Origin of the sequence: Paraburkholderia strydomiana (assembly GCF_046030495.1) — a bacterium.
Classification (GTDB): domain Bacteria; phylum Pseudomonadota; class Gammaproteobacteria; order Burkholderiales; family Burkholderiaceae; genus Paraburkholderia; species Paraburkholderia strydomiana_A.
In genome coordinates, this window is the sequence record NZ_JAQQCJ010000008.1 from 87,241 (window position 1) to 104,006 (window position 16,766).

At 65.0% G+C, this 16,766-nt stretch carries 12 protein-coding genes; 5 read left to right on the plus strand and 7 right to left on the minus strand.

Annotated elements, in window-relative coordinates:
* Positions 1-144 precede the first annotated feature (144 nt).
* On the plus strand, positions 145-4,230 hold the full coding sequence (gene purL / locus PQQ53_RS12880; RefSeq protein WP_408324338.1) for a phosphoribosylformylglycinamidine synthase: 4,086 nt from the start codon (positions 145-147) through the stop codon (positions 4,228-4,230).
* A 131-nt stretch (positions 4,231-4,361) separates the two neighbouring features.
* Here the strand turns inward: purL and PQQ53_RS12885 are convergent, their stop codons facing one another.
* The 5 genes from PQQ53_RS12885 to PQQ53_RS12905 form a co-directional block, all read right to left on the minus strand.
* Positions 4,362-5,141, minus strand: a complete 780-nt coding sequence (locus tag PQQ53_RS12885; RefSeq protein WP_408142374.1) for a peptidylprolyl isomerase — start codon at positions 5,139-5,141, stop codon at positions 4,362-4,364.
* Positions 5,142-5,150: 9 nt separating this feature from the next.
* Positions 5,151-5,465: a BolA family protein gene (locus PQQ53_RS12890; RefSeq protein ID WP_121318239.1), complete on the minus strand. Its 315-nt coding sequence runs from the start codon at positions 5,463-5,465 to the stop codon at positions 5,151-5,153.
* A gap of 1 nt (position 5,466) precedes the next feature.
* Complete coding sequence (locus tag PQQ53_RS12895) at positions 5,467-5,997, minus strand: septation protein A (RefSeq protein ID WP_121318237.1); 531 nt, start codon at positions 5,995-5,997, stop codon at positions 5,467-5,469.
* Between the two features lie 272 nt (positions 5,998-6,269).
* Entirely contained in the window at positions 6,270-6,692 is a 423-nt protein-coding gene (gene msrB, locus PQQ53_RS12900; RefSeq protein WP_408324340.1) for a peptide-methionine (R)-S-oxide reductase MsrB, read from the minus strand.
* Between the two features lie 73 nt (positions 6,693-6,765).
* Positions 6,766-8,322: a protein adenylyltransferase SelO gene (locus tag PQQ53_RS12905; RefSeq protein WP_408142370.1), complete on the minus strand. Its 1,557-nt coding sequence runs from the start codon at positions 8,320-8,322 to the stop codon at positions 6,766-6,768.
* A gap of 196 nt (positions 8,323-8,518) precedes the next feature.
* Between PQQ53_RS12905 and PQQ53_RS12910 the strand changes: the two genes are divergently transcribed.
* The 3 genes from PQQ53_RS12910 to PQQ53_RS12920 all read left to right on the plus strand — a co-directional run bounded on the left by PQQ53_RS12910 (position 8,519) and on the right by PQQ53_RS12920 (position 13,928).
* Positions 8,519-10,198: a 3-(methylthio)propionyl-CoA ligase gene (locus PQQ53_RS12910; protein WP_408324342.1), complete on the plus strand. Its 1,680-nt coding sequence runs from the start codon at positions 8,519-8,521 to the stop codon at positions 10,196-10,198.
* A gap of 169 nt (positions 10,199-10,367) precedes the next feature.
* Positions 10,368-12,458: a 3-hydroxyacyl-CoA dehydrogenase NAD-binding domain-containing protein gene (locus tag PQQ53_RS12915; RefSeq protein ID WP_408324344.1), complete on the plus strand. Its 2,091-nt coding sequence runs from the start codon at positions 10,368-10,370 to the stop codon at positions 12,456-12,458.
* A gap of 291 nt (positions 12,459-12,749) precedes the next feature.
* The gene (locus tag PQQ53_RS12920) at positions 12,750-13,928 is read left to right on the plus strand and encodes an acetyl-CoA C-acyltransferase (RefSeq protein ID WP_408152599.1); all 1,179 of its coding nucleotides are present in this window, start codon (positions 12,750-12,752) and stop codon (positions 13,926-13,928) included.
* A gap of 137 nt (positions 13,929-14,065) precedes the next feature.
* Here the strand turns inward: PQQ53_RS12920 and PQQ53_RS12925 are convergent, their stop codons facing one another.
* Together PQQ53_RS12925 and PQQ53_RS12930 are read right to left on the minus strand one after the other, a co-directional pair.
* On the minus strand, positions 14,066-14,512 hold the full coding sequence (locus PQQ53_RS12925) for an LEA/WHy family protein (protein ID WP_408324460.1): 447 nt from the start codon (positions 14,510-14,512) through the stop codon (positions 14,066-14,068).
* Positions 14,513-14,655: 143 nt separating this feature from the next.
* Positions 14,656-15,048, minus strand: a complete 393-nt coding sequence (locus PQQ53_RS12930; protein ID WP_408324346.1) for a hypothetical protein — start codon at positions 15,046-15,048, stop codon at positions 14,656-14,658.
* 178 nt (positions 15,049-15,226) lie between these two features.
* Here PQQ53_RS12930 and PQQ53_RS12935 point away from each other — a divergent pair, with 178 nt between their 5' ends.
* Positions 15,227-16,729 (plus strand): aminotransferase-like domain-containing protein, encoded by a 1,503-nt coding sequence (locus tag PQQ53_RS12935; RefSeq protein WP_408324348.1) that lies wholly within the window; start codon positions 15,227-15,229, stop codon positions 16,727-16,729.
* Positions 16,730-16,766 lie beyond the last annotated feature (37 nt).

The window sequence follows — 16,766 nt, forward strand, 5'->3', positions numbered from 1 at the left end:
AGCGCATCGCGCGCGCGGACCGAAAGCGCACCGCGAAGCCCGCTGGAAGCCCGTTCCCGGGGTATAATCCCGGACTTCCTTTCCGCCTCACGTCGCCTGCATGCGCGGCTTCTCGGCATCATTGAGCGACGCAACGTCAAGTCCATGGCCCACTTCTCGTGTTTCCCCGGCGCTTCGGCCCTTTCCGATTTCCGTCAAACCCGCCTGCTCGAAACGCTCACGCGCATCGACCCGAATATCACCGGCGTGCGCGGGCAGTATCTGCATTTCGTCAATGCCCAGACCCCTCTGTCCGCTGAAGACAGCGCGAAAGTCGAGGCGCTGATGCACTACGGCGATCCGCTCGAAGAAAGCAAGGAGCGCGGCGCCGTCGAAACCTTCCTCGTGGTGCCGCGTTTCGGCACGGTGTCGCCGTGGGCCAGCAAGGCCACCGACATCGCCCACCTGTGCGGCCTCACGCAGGTGCGCCGCATCGAGCGCGGTGTCGAGTACACGGTCACGCTGAAAAGCGGCCTGCTGGGCGGCAAGAAAGCGCTCTCCGACGAAGCGCGCGCGGCCGTCGCCGCGGCGCTGCACGACCGCATGACCGAGAGCGTGTCGAGCTCGCGCGAGCACGCGCTGCATCTGTTCGACGAACTGCCGGCCAAGCCGCTGCAAACCGTCGACGTGCTCGGCCACGGCCGTGGCGCGCTGGAAGCGGCGAACACGGAACTGGGCCTCGCGCTCGCCGACGACGAAATCGATTATCTCGTCGACGCGTTCACGAAGCTCGGCCGCAACCCGACCGACGTCGAACTGATGATGTTCGCGCAGGCCAACAGCGAACACTGCCGCCACAAGATTTTCAACGCGGACTGGACCATCGACGGCGAGAAGCAGGACATCTCGCTGTTCAACATGATCCGCAACACCGAGAAGCTGAACCCGCAAGGCACGATCGTCGCGTATTCGGACAACTCGGCGATCATGGCGGGCGGCATGGCCGAGCGCTGGTTCCCGCGCACGCCGGCTGAACTCGGCGCGAACGGATTGCCGGAGCACTATCGTCGCAGCGTCGAACTCACGCACACGCTGATGAAGGTGGAGACGCACAATCACCCGACCGCGATCTCGCCGTTCCCGGGCGCCGCGACCGGCGCGGGCGGTGAAATCCGCGATGAAGGCGCGACCGGCCGCGGCGCGCGTCCGAAGGCGGGTCTGGCGGGCTTCACGGTGTCGAACCTGGCCTTGCCGGACGGCGTCGAGGCATGGGAAAACGCACGCGACGCCGCGCAGCCGCTCGCGCACCGCAATCCGGACGACCAGCACGAAGCGTATGGCCGCCCCGACCGCATCGCGTCGCCGCTGCAGATCATGATCGACGGCCCGCTCGGCGGCGCCGCGTTCAACAACGAGTTCGGCCGGCCGAACCTCGGCGGTTATTTCCGCGCTTATGAGCAGAACGTCGCGGGTCTGGTGCGCGGCTATCACAAGCCCATCATGATCGCCGGCGGCATCGGCAATATCTCGGACCAGCACACGCACAAGCACGATCTGCCGGAAGGGTCGCTGCTGATCCAGATCGGCGGCCCGGGCATGCGCATCGGCATGGGCGGCGGCGCCGCCAGCTCGATGGCGACCGGCACCAACACCGCCGAACTCGACTTCGACTCGGTGCAGCGCGGCAACCCGGAAATCGAACGCCGTGCGCAGGAAGTGATCAACGCGTGCTGGCAGCTTGGCGACAAGAATCCGATCCTGAGCATTCACGACGTCGGCGCGGGCGGTTTGTCGAACGCGTTCCCGGAAGTGGTGGACGGCGCGGGCAAGGGTGCGCTGTTCGAACTGCGCAAGATCCAGCTGGAAGAAAGCGGTTTGTCGCCGCGCGAAATCTGGTCGAACGAAGCGCAAGAACGCTACGTGCTGGCGATCGCGCCGGCCGATCTGCCGGCCTTCGAAGCAATGTGCCAGCGCGAGCGCTGCCCGTTCGCGGTGATCGGCACGGCCACCGCCGAACGTCAGCTGAAGCTGATCGACGCCGAACTGAACGACGCCGCCGCGCACCAGCCGGTCGACATGCCGATGGAAGTATTGCTCGGCAAGGCGCCGCGCATGCACCGCGACGTCAAACGCGTCGAGCAGAAGCTCGAACCGGTCGATGTCACCGGCATCGCGTTGCCGGATGTGGCGGCCAGCGTGCTGCGTCATCCGACGGTCGCGAGCAAGTCGTTCCTGATCACGATCGGCGACCGCTCGGTGGGCGGCACGACCGCGCGCGATCAGATGGTCGGCCCGTGGCAGGTGCCGGTGGCCGACGTCGCGATCACGACGATGGACTATGCGGGCTTTAGCGGCGAAGCGATGACGATGGCCGAGCGCACGCCGCTCGCCGTCATCAATGCGCCCGCGTCGGGCCGTATGGCGGTCGGCGAGGCGATCACCAACATCGTGGCGGCGCCGATCGCGTCGCTCGACAAGCTGAAGCTGTCGGCGAACTGGATGGCCGCGTGCGGCGCGCCGGGCGAAGACGCCGCGCTCTACGACACGGTCAAGGCGATCGGCATGGAACTGTGCCCCGCGCTCGGCATCAGCATTCCGGTCGGCAAGGATTCGCTGTCGATGCGCACGAAGTGGGAAGACCGCGGTGTCGCGAAGGAAGTGGTCGCGCCGGTCTCGCTGATCATCTCGGCGTTCGCGCCGGTCGCAGACGTGCGCAAGCACCTCACGCCGCAACTGCGCCGCATCAGCGATGCAGGCGACTCCGTGCTGATCGCGATCGATCTCGGCCGCGGCAAGCATCGCCTCGGCGGCAGTATCCTCGCGCAAGTGACGCAGCAGGTCGGCGACACGGTGCCGGACGTCGACGACCCGGAAGACCTGAAGCGCTTCTTCAACGTGATTCAGGCACTGAACAGCGATGGCAAACTGCTCGCTTACCACGACCGTTCGGACGGCGGCCTGTGGGCGACGGTCTGCGAAATGGCGTTTGCGGGTCACGTCGGCGTGTCGCTGAATGTGGACATGCTCGTGCTCGATCCGCATCACGAATCCGATTACGGCGACGCGAAAGACTGGGCGAAACAGACCAGCGGCCGTCGTGAAGACCGCACGATTCGCGCGCTCTTCAACGAAGAACTCGGCGGCGTGATCCAGGTGCGTGCGGCGGACCGCGACGCGGTGCTCGGCGCGTTGCGCGAGCACGGCCTGTCGGCGTGCTCGCATGTGATCGGCAAGCTCAACGAGCGCGACGCGATCGAAATCTACCGCGACGCGAAGAAGATCTACGAAGCATCGCGCACCGAACTGCATCGCACGTGGAGCGAAGTGAGCTGGCGCATCGCGCGTCTGCGCGACAACCCGGCTTGCGCCGATGCCGAATACGATGCGCTGCTGGATGCTGCCGATCCGGGCATCACGCCGGTGCTGAGCTTCGATCCGGCTGAAGATGTCGCTGCGCCTTTCGTGGGCAAGAGCGCGCGTCCGCGTGTTGCGATCCTGCGCGAGCAGGGCGTCAACTCGCACCTCGAAACGGCCTATGCGTTCGACCGCGCCGGCTTCGACGCGCACGACGTACACATGAGCGATCTGCTCGCGGGCCGCGCGAACCTGGCGGACTTCGCCGGCGCGGTGGCGTGCGGCGGCTTCTCGTACGGCGATACGCTCGGCGCCGGCGAAGGCTGGGCGAAAGCGATCCGCTTCAACGCGCAACTGGCCGACATGTTCGCCGCGTTCTTCGGCCGCGAAGACACGTTCGCGCTCGGCATCTGCAACGGCTGCCAGATGATGAGCAGCCTTGCATCGATGATCCCCGGCGCCGAAGCGTGGCCGAAGTTCACGCGCAACAAGTCGGAGAAATTCGAAGCGCGCTTCTCGCTGGTCGAAGTCCAGGCTTCGCCGTCGATCTTTTTCGCCGGCATGGAAGGCTCGCGCATTCCGGTGGCGGTGGCGCACGGCGAAGGCTACGCGGATTTCTCGCAGCAGGGCGATGCGTCGAAGGTGGCGGTGGCGATGCGTTATGTCGATCACCGTGGTCAGGCGACCGAGCAATATCCGTTCAATCCGAACGGTTCGCCGGACGGCATCACGTCGGTCACGACCGCGGATGGCCGCTTCACCGTGCTGATGCCGCACACCGAGCGCGTGCATCGTGCCGTGCAGATGAGCTGGCATCCGGAAGGCTGGGGCGAGAACGGCACGGACGCGAGCCCGTGGCTGCGCGTGTTCCAGAACGCGCGTCGCTGGCTGGGTTGATTGGGGCAGGGCCGCCGCTTCGGGCGGCGGCCTTGTTGTGCCTTACCCCCGCAGCAAACAAAAAAAGCCGCCCAACAGGCGGCTTTTTTGCATTCAAACTTCAAACGAAGAAGCGGTGACTCGACAACCCGTTACTGAATCTTCGCGTTCTTGCGCAAACCTTCTTCGAACGCTTGCAGCTTTTCCTGCTGGATCTGCTGGACGATCTGCGCACGCACCTGCTCCAGCGGCGGCGGCGTGATAGCACGCACGTCGTCGACACGGATGATGTGCCAGCCGAATTGCGTGCGCACCGGCGTGTCGGTCATCTGGCCTTTCTGCAGATGCGTGGCCGCTGCCGCGAATTCAGGCACGTAGGCCTTCGGATCCGACCAGTCGAGGTCGCCGCCGTTCTTGCCCGATCCCGGGTCCTTCGAGTATTGCTTTGCGAGTTCTTCGAAGCTTGCGCCGCCCTTGATCTTCGCGATCAGGTCCTTCGCCTGCTGCTCGTTGTCGACGAGGATGTGGTGCAGGTGATATTCCTTGCCGCCCGCATCCTTGATCAGCGCGTTGTAGCGCGCGGTGACTTCGGCGTCGGTCGGCTGGTTGTTCTTCACGAAGTCTTCGATCAGCGCGCGCAGCACGACGGTCTGTTGCGCGACGGCGATTTGCGCCTTGACGTCCGGACGATTCGGCAGGCCGCGGCGCAGCGCTTCCTGCATCAGGATTTCGCGGTTCACCAGTTCTTCACGCACGGCCATTTGCAGTTGCGGCGTGTTTTGCTGGCCTTGATGAACCAGTTGATCGATCAGCGCATCGGCGCGCGCTTTCGGAATCGGCGTGCCGTTGACGACAGCGATGTTCTGTGCAAATGCAGGTGCGGCTGCAAATGCAGCCAGCAATACCCAAAGGCGGGTTTTCTTCAAGGTCATCGGAAGTTCCTAGCGGGGCAACAAAGCAAATTCTTCGGGCGTATACGCCGTGATGGCAAGGGCATGAATGCCGCGCTGCATGGCATCGGCCAGCGCATCATACACCATGCGATGCCGCGCCACGCGGGCCTTGCCGGCAAATGCGGCCGCCACGATCGTGACACTGAAATGACCGCCGGCGGAGGCGCCGGCGTGGCCCGCGTGCTGCGCGCTGTCGTCGGTGATGCGGATCGATTCGACCGGCGCGAGCGCGGCCGTGAGGCGCGCTTCGATCAGCGCGGCGCGCTCGGCGGTGGTGGCGTGCATGAACACATCGCTCGTCATGTCATTCTTCCTTCATGTACTTCGACAGCCACAAACTCTGCCCGACGATGAACACCAGCAGGCAGCCGGTTGCGCCGAACAGCTTGAAATTGACCCATTGGTCGGTCGTGTAGTGATACGCGACGAACAGATTGACGAGTCCGAGCAGCACGAAGAACACCGCCCAGATGATGTTCAGCTTGCCCCAGATCGCGTGGGGCAGCGTGATCTGCTTGCCCATCATCGCCTCGATCAGGTTCTTGTTGAAGCCCAGTTGCGAGACGATCAGCGCGACGGAAAACGCCCAGTACAGCACGGTCGGCTTCCACTTGATGAAGGTGTCGTTGTGCAGCACGAGCGTGGCGCCGCCGAATACGGTGACGACGCCGAGGCTCACCCACAACATCGGATCGACCTTGCGGTGGCGGAAGGCCACCCACGCGATCTGCACCAGCGTGGCGACGATCGCCACTGCCGTCGCCGTGAAAATGCCCCAGATCTTGAAGGCGACGAAGAACAGGATGATCGGGAACAGATCGAACAGGAATTTCATTATCTGGTCGGGAATACGGAGAGTGAGTCTAAGGTGAGAGCGCGGCGAAGCGCCCGGTGGTGTGTAAGCGGCCGGAAAGCCGCCGCGCCAATTTGCCATGGGCGTCATGGCAAGCTGGCTGACAGGCGGCTTCTTGCCAGGCCGTAAGCGGCAGACCCGCAGCGCCAAGGTGGCGGTGCGCGGGCCGGAGCCGATCAACGGCCTCGCGCAGGCGGCTCGAATCCTGCCGGCCACGCCGGCCGGCAACGCACCAGACTCCGCGCCGCTGCGCTTTACTTGGGCTCGAATTGTAACGCAGCCGAATTGATGCAGTAGCGCAGACCCGTCGGCGCGGGGCCGTCTTCGAACACGTGGCCCAGATGCGCGCCGCAGTTCTTGCATTGCACCTCAATGCGCAGCATGCCGTGCGAGCGGTCGGTCTTCTCGGCGATCACCTCGCCGTTGATCGGCTTGAAGTAGCTCGGCCAGCCGCAGCCGGCGTCGAACTTGGTGTCCGATTCGAACAGCGGCGTACCGCAGCACACGCAATCGTAGATGCCGCGATCCCAGTGATCGTGATAGCGGCCCGTAAAGGGGCGCTCGGTGGCCGCGTGGCGCGTCACCTGATATTCGATGTCGGAGAGCTGCTGGCGCCACTCGGCGTCGTCTTTCTGCACGGCGGGCACGTCGGTGTGGAGGTCGTCGGGCTGGTTCATGGTCGGGTTCCTGTCTCGGGCTTGTTTTGGGGATGCACGGTGAAGGCGAACGGTTTCGGTCCGGTCTGGTGCGTCACGAGGAGCAGCTCACTTCCAGCGAGCTCGCCCAGTCCGGCGGCAAGCCCGCATACGCTTCGTGCTCGGGCTGTTCGTCGAACGGGCGGCGCAGCACCGCCGCCAGACGCTCCACTTCGGAAAAATCTTTCTCTTTCGCGCGGCGGATCGCCGTTTCCGCCAGGTGATTGCGAAGTACGAATTTGGGGTTCACACGGTTCATTGCAATGGCGCGCGCGGCGTCGTCGCGTGTTTCATGGGACAGCCGCGCGCGATAGTCGTTCGCCCACGCGTCGAACGCGGCGCGATCGAGAAACAGGTCGCGTACCGGCGCGTCGCCGCTCGCGTCGTGTTTCGACACGCGCGCGAGATGGCGGAAGGTCAGCGTGAAATCGGCGCGGTTCGCGTGCATGACTTCGAACAGACGATTGACCAGCGTGTCGTCGCCGTCGCGCTCGATGTCGAGGCCCAGCTTCGCGCGCATACGCCGCTCCAGCGCCGGTGCGAAGCGCTCCTTGAAACCGCCGAGCACTCGCTGCGCGTCTTCGATCGCCTTGTCGCCGCGCACGCTTTCGTCGTGCTGTTCGCCGAGCAGAGGCAGCAAACCTTGCGCGAGGCAGAACAGGTTCCAGTAGGCGATTTGCGGCTGCATTTTGTACGCGTAACGGCCTTGCGTATCGGAATGATTGCAGATGTAGCCGGCGTCGAAGCCGTCCATGAAACCGAACGGGCCGTAGTCGATCGTCAGGCCGAGGATCGACATGTTGTCCGTGTTCATCACGCCGTGGCAGAAGCCGACCGCCTGCCACTCGACCATCAGGTCGGCGGAGGAGAGCACCGCTTCGTTGAGCAGCGCGAGATAGGGATCGTCGGCGTCGCGGCAATGCGGATAGAAACGCTCGATCACGTGATCGGCGAGCGCGCGCAGCGCGTCGGTGCGATCGTTCGAATAGAAATGCTCGAAGTGGCCGAAGCGCACGAAGCTCGGTGCGACGCGCGTGACCACCGCGGCGGTTTCGACGCTCTCGCGCCGCACCGGCTGATCGGAGCCGATCACGCACAGCGCGCGCGTGGTCGGAATGCCGAGGTGATGCATCGCTTCCGAACACAGATACTCGCGGATCGACGAACGCAACACGGCGCGGCCGTCGCCCATGCGTGAATAGGGCGTGCGTCCCGCGCCCTTCAACTGCAATTCGAAGCGCTGGCCGTCGTGTTCGATTTCGCCGAGACCCAGCGCGCGGCCGTCGCCGAGCTGGCCCGCCCACACGCCGAACTGATGCCCCGAATACACCGAGGCATAAGGCAGCGTATCGGCCGGCCACTCGCGCGTGACGTTGCCGGAGAACAGCTCGACGAAGCCCGGATCGTTCTGAAGGTCGGGCGCGAGACCGAGCAGCGCGGCGGTCTCGCCGGAGAAGCCGACCATGTACGGCGCGTTGAGCGGCGCGGCGGGCAGACGCGTCAGGAACGTGCTGCCGAGCCGCGCGAACGCGCTTTCGGGGGAGCTGAGAAGAGCGTTGGAAAAAGCCGTTAAAGCTTCGGATAACCCTGCAATGCTTGGGGAAAACGACATATTGAGCGCCTCTGGATTAACCGATATTGTAAGTCCGCGCCCGCGGAGCTGCTGGCCGGCTGTTGGACGATGCTGCATCCATCTTTCGCCGGTCGTGCGGATTTTGCCGGCGGCGCATGGAGAAGCGCGCCATTGCGCCCCCACGGCTCCCGGACCCCATCCGATCGAAACAGACAAGCCGAGGAGACCACGCTTTATGACGACGCCGCTGCTGGGCCAGATGATGGATGTGCCGCTCACTGTGTCCTCGCTGCTCGCGCATGCCGCGCGGCATTTCGGCAGCACCGAGATCGTCTCGCGGCGTATCGAAGGCGATCTGCACCGCTACACCTATCGCGATTGCGAGAAGCGGGCGAAGCAGCTCGCGCAGGCGCTGATCGCGCTGGGCGTCGAGCCCGGCGAGCGCGTCGCGACCCTCGCGTGGAACGGCTACCGGCATCTGGAAGCGTATTACGGCACGACCGGCTTCGGCGCCGTGTGCCACACGATCAACCCGCGCCTGTTCCCGGATCAGATCGCCTACATCATCAATCACGCCGACGATGCCTACGTGCTGTTCGACACCACGTTCGCGCCGCTCGTCGACGTGCTCGCGCCGCAATGCCCGAAAGTGCGCGGCTGGATCGCGCTCGCCGACACGGCGCATCTGCCGGCCATGCAAACGCCCGCGCTCAGCTACGAAACGCTGGTGAGCGCGCAGGACGGCGACTTCGAATGGCCGGCTATCGACGAGCGTCAGGCCTCGTACCTTTGCTATACGTCCGGCACCACCGGCAATCCGAAAGGCGCGCTGTATTCGCACCGCTCGACGGTGCTGCATGCGTTCGGCGCGTCGTTGCCCGATGCGATGGGCCTGTCCGCGCGCGACGCGGTGCTGCCGGTCGTGCCGATGTTCCATGTGAACGCCTGGGGCATTCCGCACGCCGCGCCGCTGACCGGCGCGAAGCTGGTATTCCCCGGCAAGGACCTCGACGGCAAGTCGCTTTATGAACTCATGGAGAGCGAGCGCGTCACCTATTCGGCGGGCGTGCCGACCGTGTGGCTCGGCTTGCTGAACTACATGCGCGAGGCGGGCGTGAAGTTCTCGTCGCTGCAACGCACGGTGATCGGCGGCTCCGCGTGTCCGCCCGCGATGCTGCGCACGTTCGAGGACGACTACGGCGTGCAGGTGATCCATGCGTGGGGCATGACCGAGATGTCGCCGCTCGGCACCCTCTCGAAACTGACGTGGGAGCAGAGCCAGCGGCCGCTCGCCGAGCAGCGTGCGTTGCTCGAAAAGCAAGGCCATGTGATGTATGGCGTCGACATGAAGATCGTCGGCGAAGACGGGCGCGAATTGCCGTGGGACGGCGTCGCGTTCGGCGATCTGCACGTGCGCGGGCCGTGGGTGATCGACCGTTACTTCCGCAAGGACGACTCGCCGCTCGTGGACGGTTGGTTTCCGACCGGCGACGTCGCCACCATCGACCGCGACAGCTTCCTGCACATCACCGACCGCTCGAAGGATGTCATCAAATCCGGCGGCGAATGGATCAGTTCGATCGACCTCGAGAACGTCGCGATTGCGCATCCGGCGGTGGCGGAAGCGGCGTGCATCGCGTGTGCGCATCCGCGCTGGACCGAGCGTCCGTTGCTGGTAGTGGTCAAGCGCGCGGGTTTCGAGCTCACGCGCGAGGAACTGCTCGCGTTCTACGAAGGCAAGGTCGCCAAATGGTGGATTCCCGACGACGTGGCGTTCGTCGACGAACTGCCGCACACCGCCACCGGCAAGCTGCAAAAGCTGAAGCTGCGCGACATTTTCCGCGACCACGTGCTGCCGTCCGCGCTCGCCGACGAAGCGAACTGCCCGCTTACCAGGGGAAACCCCGCACCCTGATAAATTGAACGATCGTGCTTTTCTGTGTATCCTGCCTGCAGACCCGGAAACAATCGGTTGAAAGATGGACAATGAGCCGGACATGAATTGAACATTCAGCGGCTCGCAAAACCGGACAGGCGGCGCGCAAGGCGCCGCTTCATTGCATGGATCGCATGGAGGCAGGCAGATGGCAGTGGACTACACAACTCATGACGGCGTGGCCGTCATCACGCTGAACAATCCTCCGGTGAATGGCCTCGGCCTCTCGACGCGAGCGGGCATCGCCGACGGCATCGAGCGCGCGCAGAACGATCCGGCTGTCAAGGCCATCGTGCTGACGGGTGCGGGCAAGGCCTTCTCGGGCGGCGCCGACATCACCGAATTCAACACCCCGAAGGCCACCCAGGAGCCGACGCTCGCCACCGTCATCCGGATCGTCGAAGGCAGCGCGAAGCCGGTGGTCGCGGCCATTCACAGCGTCGCGATGGGTGGCGGGCTGGAACTGGCGCTCGGCGCGCATTACCGCATCGCCGCGCCCGGCGCGCAGATCGCGCTGCCGGAAGTGAAGCTCGGCATCCTGCCGGGCGCGGGCGGCACGCAGCGTCTGCCGCGCGCGATCGGCCTCGAAGCGTCGTTGAACATGATCGTGTCCGGCGCGCCGGTGTTGTCGGAGAAGCTGGCCGACTCGGGGCTGTTCGACGAAGTCGTCGCGAGCCAGGACGATCTGCCGGCAGCGGCGCTCACATTTGCCCGCAAGGTCGGCGCGAAGACGGGCCCGCATCCGAAAGTGCGTGATCGCAAGATCGAGCATCCGAACGCGGCTGGCTTCATCCAGTTCGCACGCAATAGCGTCGCGGCGATCGCGAAGAACTTCCCGGCGCCGCACAAATGCATCGACGCGGTGGAAGCGGGCCTGCAGAACGGTTTCGACAAGGGCCTCGCATTCGAGCGCGAATGCTTCGTCGCGCTGGTGCAGACGCCGGAAAGCCACGCGCTGCGTCATGCGTTCTTCGGCGAACGCGCGGCCAGCAAGATTCCCGACGTGCCCGCCGATACGCCGGTGCGCGAGATCGGCAAGGTTGGCGTGATCGGCGCGGGCACGATGGGCGGCGGTATCGCGATGAACTTCATCAACGCAGGCATTCCGGTCACGCTGCTGGAAACGAAACAGGAAGCGCTCGAGCGCGGCGTCGCGACGATCCGCAAGAACTACGAAACCTCCCTGAAGAAGGGCAAGCTCAAGCCCGAAGCGCTCGAACAGCGCATGGCGCTGATCACGCCCACGCTGTCCTATGACGACCTGAAGCACGCGGATCTGATCGTCGAGGCCGTGTTCGAAGAGCTCGGCGTGAAAGAGCAGGTGTTCACGCGTCTCGACGAAGTCGCCAAACGCGGCGCGATCCTCGCGTCGAATACGTCGACGCTCGACGTCGACAAGATCGCCGCGTTCACGAAGCGTCCGCAGGACGTGGTCGGCATGCACTTCTTCAGCCCGGCCAACGTGATGAAGCTGCTCGAAGTGGTGCGCGGCAAGGACACCGCGAAAGACGTGCTCGCCACCGTGATGAAGCTCGCGAAGAAGATCAAAAAGACGGCGGTGGTGTCGGGCGTGTGCGACGGCTTCATCGGCAACCGGATGATCGAGCAGTACATCCGTCAGGCGCTCTTCATGCTCGAAGAAGGCGCGCTGCCCGCGCAAGTGGATAAGGCCATCGAGAAGTTCGGCTTCGCGATGGGCCCGTTTCGCATGAGCGATCTGGCCGGCAACGACATCGGCTGGGCAATCCGCAAGCGCCGCTATCAGGAGCATCCGGAGATGCATTACTCGAAGATCGCCGACCGTCTGTGCGAGATGGGGCGCTTCGGTCAGAAGACCGGCGGCGGCTGGTACGACTACAAGGCGGGCGATCGCACTGCGTATCCGTCGAAGGTGGTCGACGAAATGATCGGCGCGTTCTCGAAGGAAACCAACGCCGAGCGCCGCAAGATCGGCGACGAGGAAATCGTCGAGCGCCTCGTGTTCGCGCTCGTCAACGAAGGCGCGAAGATTCTCGAAGAAGGCATCGCGTCGAAGGCGTCGGATATCGACATGGTCTATCTGACCGGCTACGGTTTCCCGCTTCATCGCGGCGGCCCGATGCTGTACGCGGATACGGTCGGGCTCTACAACGTGGAGCGCGCGATTCGCCGTTATGCCGCGCGGCCGAATGGTGACGCGTGGCAACTCGCGCCGAGCATCGCGAAGCTGGCGGCCGAGGGGCGCGGGTTCAACGGCTGAGCAGGCTGAGCGAGCCTTCGAGGCTGCTCGAATCAAACGACTAAGGTGGCGCGGTGCTGCGCGTGTAGCGCGATGCGCACGGGAAAGCGCCCGCGCGCCACTATCGACATCTGGAAGCACGACCAACTTGCATCAAGATCGGAGTAAGTGCTGAAGCGCCAACTCTGGTCGACCGCAAAAATCGCACGAGACCAGAGTAAGTGCTCAAGCATGGGACCGGAGTAGGCGCTAAAGCACCCACTCCGGATCGACACGCTAAAACACCGACTCCGGTCGACACAGGAGACAAGCATGACTGACGCCGTAATCGTATCGACCGCCCGCACGGGCCTCGCCAAATCATGGCGCGGCGGTTTCAACATGACGCACGGCGCGACGCTCGGCGGCCACGTGACGCAGGCCGCCGTCGAACGCGCGAAGCTCGACCCGGCGCGCGTGGAAGACGTAATCATGGGCTGCGCGAATCCGGAAGGCGCGACGGGCGGCAACATCGCGCGTCAGATCGCGCTGCGCGCCGGCTTGCCGGTCAGCGTGCCGGGCATGACGGTGAACCGTTTCTGTTCGTCGGGATTGCAAACTATCGCGCTCGCCGCGCAACGCGTGATCGCCGGCGAAGGCGACGTGTTCGTCGCGGGCGGGGTCGAGTCGATCTCGTGCGTGCAGAACGAGATGAACCGCCACATGATGGCCGAAGGCTGGTTGAGCAAAAACAAGCCGGAAATCTACTGGTCGATGCTGCAGACCGCCGAGAACGTCGCGAAACGCTATTCGATCTCGAAGGAACGTCAGGACGAATACGGCGTGCGCTCGCAACAACGTGCGGCAGCCGCGCTCGAAGCGGGCAGGTTCAAGGACGAGATCGTGCCGTTGACGGTGCTCGCCGGCGTCGCCGACAAGGCAAGCGGCCGTCTCTTCACGAAGGAAGTGACCGTTAGCAGTGACGAAGGCATTCGCACCGACACGACGCTCGAAGGTGTGTCGAAGATTCGCACCGCGATGCCGGGTGGCGTGATTACCGCCGGCAATGCAAGCCAGTTCTCCGACGGCGCGTCCGCTTGCGTCGTGATGAACGCGAAGGTCGCGGAGCGCGAGGGCCTGCAGCCGCTCGGCATTTTCCGCGGCTTCGCGGTGGCCGGTTGCGAGCCGGACGAAATGGGCATCGGCCCGGTGTTTGCAGTGCCGAAGCTGCTCAAGCAGGCGGGTCTGAAGGTCGAGGACATCGACCTGTGGGAACTGAACGAAGCGTTCGCGGTGCAGGTGCTGTATTGCGCGGACAAGCTCGGCATTGCGCAGGACCGTCTGAACGTGAACGGCGGCGCGATTGCGGTTGGCCATCCGTACGGCGTGTCCGGCGCGCGGCTGACCGGCCATGCGTTGATCGAGGGCAAGCGGCGCGGTGCGAAGCTGGTCGTCGTGACGATGTGTATCGGCGGTGGGCAGGGCGCGGCGGGGCTGTTCGAAGTGGTGTGATGGGGTGGGGGCGCCGTTGTTGGCGATAACTGTTGGCGATAACGGCGCGGACGTGACCAACCTGTGCCCCCGACTGTATTAGCCGCGCTTACTATCCGCGCTTCGTCGAAGCCGCTTGCCAGGACCGATTGCCGGCATCAGCGCGAAGCTGCGCCGAGCGATGCCAGACTCAACGTACCCTGACTGATGAATCGTGTCGTACCGGTCAAGCCACCCGCGAGCTTGCCGCGCAGGATGTACGGAATCTGTCCCGAGTCGGCGGCTCCGGCGAATGCGAAGGCCTGGCGAACTGCGGCGAACGCAGGCACCGTCAGCGGCACGGTGACGATGGTTTCGCCGAAGCGCGGCACCGTGCCGCCCTGGTCGCTGACGCCGCTCGCGAACGACTTGCCGTTCACTTCGAGATCGAGCGACACGCCGCTGAAGCTGACCGTCGAGTCGTTGGGATTCTGCACGCGCAGTTTGACGTTGAAGCGCATCTCCAGCCCTTGGCCCTCGAGCGGCTCGATGCCGGCCACGCTGACGCGCAACGGATCGGCGCCGAACAGGCCGGCGCAGCCGGTGAGCGTCAGCGTGACGATCATGAGTAGGGCGACGAGGGCGGACAAGCCGCGAAGGCTGGACAGACGGCCGGACAGCGGCGCGCACTGGAAAGGCATGACCGGCACCTCGAATGAAGCGGTTGGTGATGCATTGTACCGGGCAGCGTCGCGTGCACAGGGGCGTGTCAGGCAGTGCGCCGCCAGCGTGTTCTGACGAGTTCGATCAGATGGCGAGCGGCCAGGCGAAGCCAGTCACGAACGCCTGTCGCGGTATGCGGGGGCAGCACGATGAACGCGGCGGGGTCTGTGCGGCTCGCACCGGGTGCGCACATGGCGCTGATCGACACCATGCCACGTTGTGGCGTCACAAACCGCTCACCTTCGAGCAAGGTGATCGACGTGAGCGGGACGGCCTCGCCCAGCCAGGCGAGCGAACGATCGCGGAAATCGAGTTGCAGATCGCCCTCGACGGCCACGATCGAACTACCGGCACGCAGGTCATGCACGGCCACCTGACCGGCCACGAAAGACAAGGCCGGGGGGCGGCGCAAACCGGCGCGAGATTCACGAGCATGCATGACAGAGTCCCTTAAACCGTTTTCATGTCACACAGCTTATTGAGTCCGTCCACGTGAAAACAGCCGCAGCCGTCGACAATCTGAACCGGTACAGCGCAACATTTCAGCATGCTGTATTGGTCCGAATCGGGCCAAGGTGTATCTGTCGCGGCGCGCGAACTGTCCGCACCATCGGCTCATGACCGAACCCATCCTCAACCGGCCGGAGCCGTCGAGTGAGCCGTGCGCGAACAGCCAGCCGCTTTACCGGCAACTGGCCGATCAATACCGCCGCGCGATCGGCAATGGCGTGTTGCGCCCCGGCGATCGCATGCCGTCGATGCGCGCGTTCATGCAGCGACACGGTGTGAGCCTCGCGACCGCCACCGAGAGCTACCGTGTGCTGGAGCGCGCCGCGCTGATCGATGCCCGGCCACGCGCCGGCTATTTCGTGCGCGTACCACCCGCGGCCGCGTTGCCCGCCGCCGCCGAACCCGATCCTGCGGTCGTGCCGGGCGCCGCGCAGTTCGTCGGCATTCACTCGGCGATTTCCACGCTCGTGTCGACCTACCAGCGCTATCCGCAGGCGCTCAATCTCGGCGGAGCGACCGCCTCGCCCGACCTCTATCCGACCGACGCATTGCAGAAAGCCGCGCTGCGCGCGTTGCGCGCGCGGCCTACGCTGCTGACCGCCGCCGGTCCCGATCAGGGCGACCCGGCGTTGCGCGCGATCATCGCGCGGCGTGCGCTCGAAGCAGGTATCCAGATCGGCGCGGACGACATCATCATGACGCACGGCGGCATCGAAGCCGTGAACCTCGCGTTGCGCGCGGTGACGCAGCCGGGCGATACCGTCGCGGTCGAATCGCCGTGTTTTTTCGGGTTGCTGCAGGCGCTCGAAAGCCTCGGCCTGCGCGCGCTCGAAATTCCGACCAGCCCGAGCACGGGCCTCGCGATCGAAGCGCTCGCGTTCGCGCTGCAAACACATCCCGACATCAAGGCGGTGGTGGTCGTGCCGAACCTGCAGAATCCGCTCGGCAGCGTGATGCCCGACGCGCACAAGGCGAGCCTCGTCGAACTGTGCGCGCGTGCCGGCATTCCGCTGATCGAGGACGACCCGTATCGCGAACTCGTCGATGCCGCTGCGCCGCCGCGCTCACTGAAAGCCTGGGACACCGACGGCACCGTGATCCACTGTACGTCGTTCAACAAGACGCTCGCGCCGGGCATGCGGGTCGGCTGGATCAATGGCGGGCGTTGGCATCCGCGCATCGGCATGCTGAAGTTCGCGCAGTCGCGGCACAACGAGCAACTTTCCCAGGTCGTGCTCGCCGGGTTTCTGGAGACGAGCGCGTATGAGCGGCATCTGCGGCGCTTGCGCGACGGCTTGCGGCTTCAGCGCGAACGGATGGCCGCGGCGGTGGCTGCGTCGTTTCCCGACGGCACGCGCTTCACGCCGCCGCGCGGCGGCCTGTTCTTCTGGATCGAGTTGCCGCGCGAGGTGTCATCGGCGGCTTTCTTCGCGGCCGCACTGGATGACGGCATTCGCGTGATGCCGGGGACGGTGTTCTCGAACGCGGGGCGTTTCGATCACTTCATCCGGCTCAGCTGTCCGAGCACGGATCTCGATCGGGCCGACGAAGCGGTGCGCAGGTTAGGCAGATTGGCGGGACGGATGGCGGCGCATGCGTCGAAGCGATAGCGGGTATCATTTCCCGCTGCGCCTCACGCATGTTGCG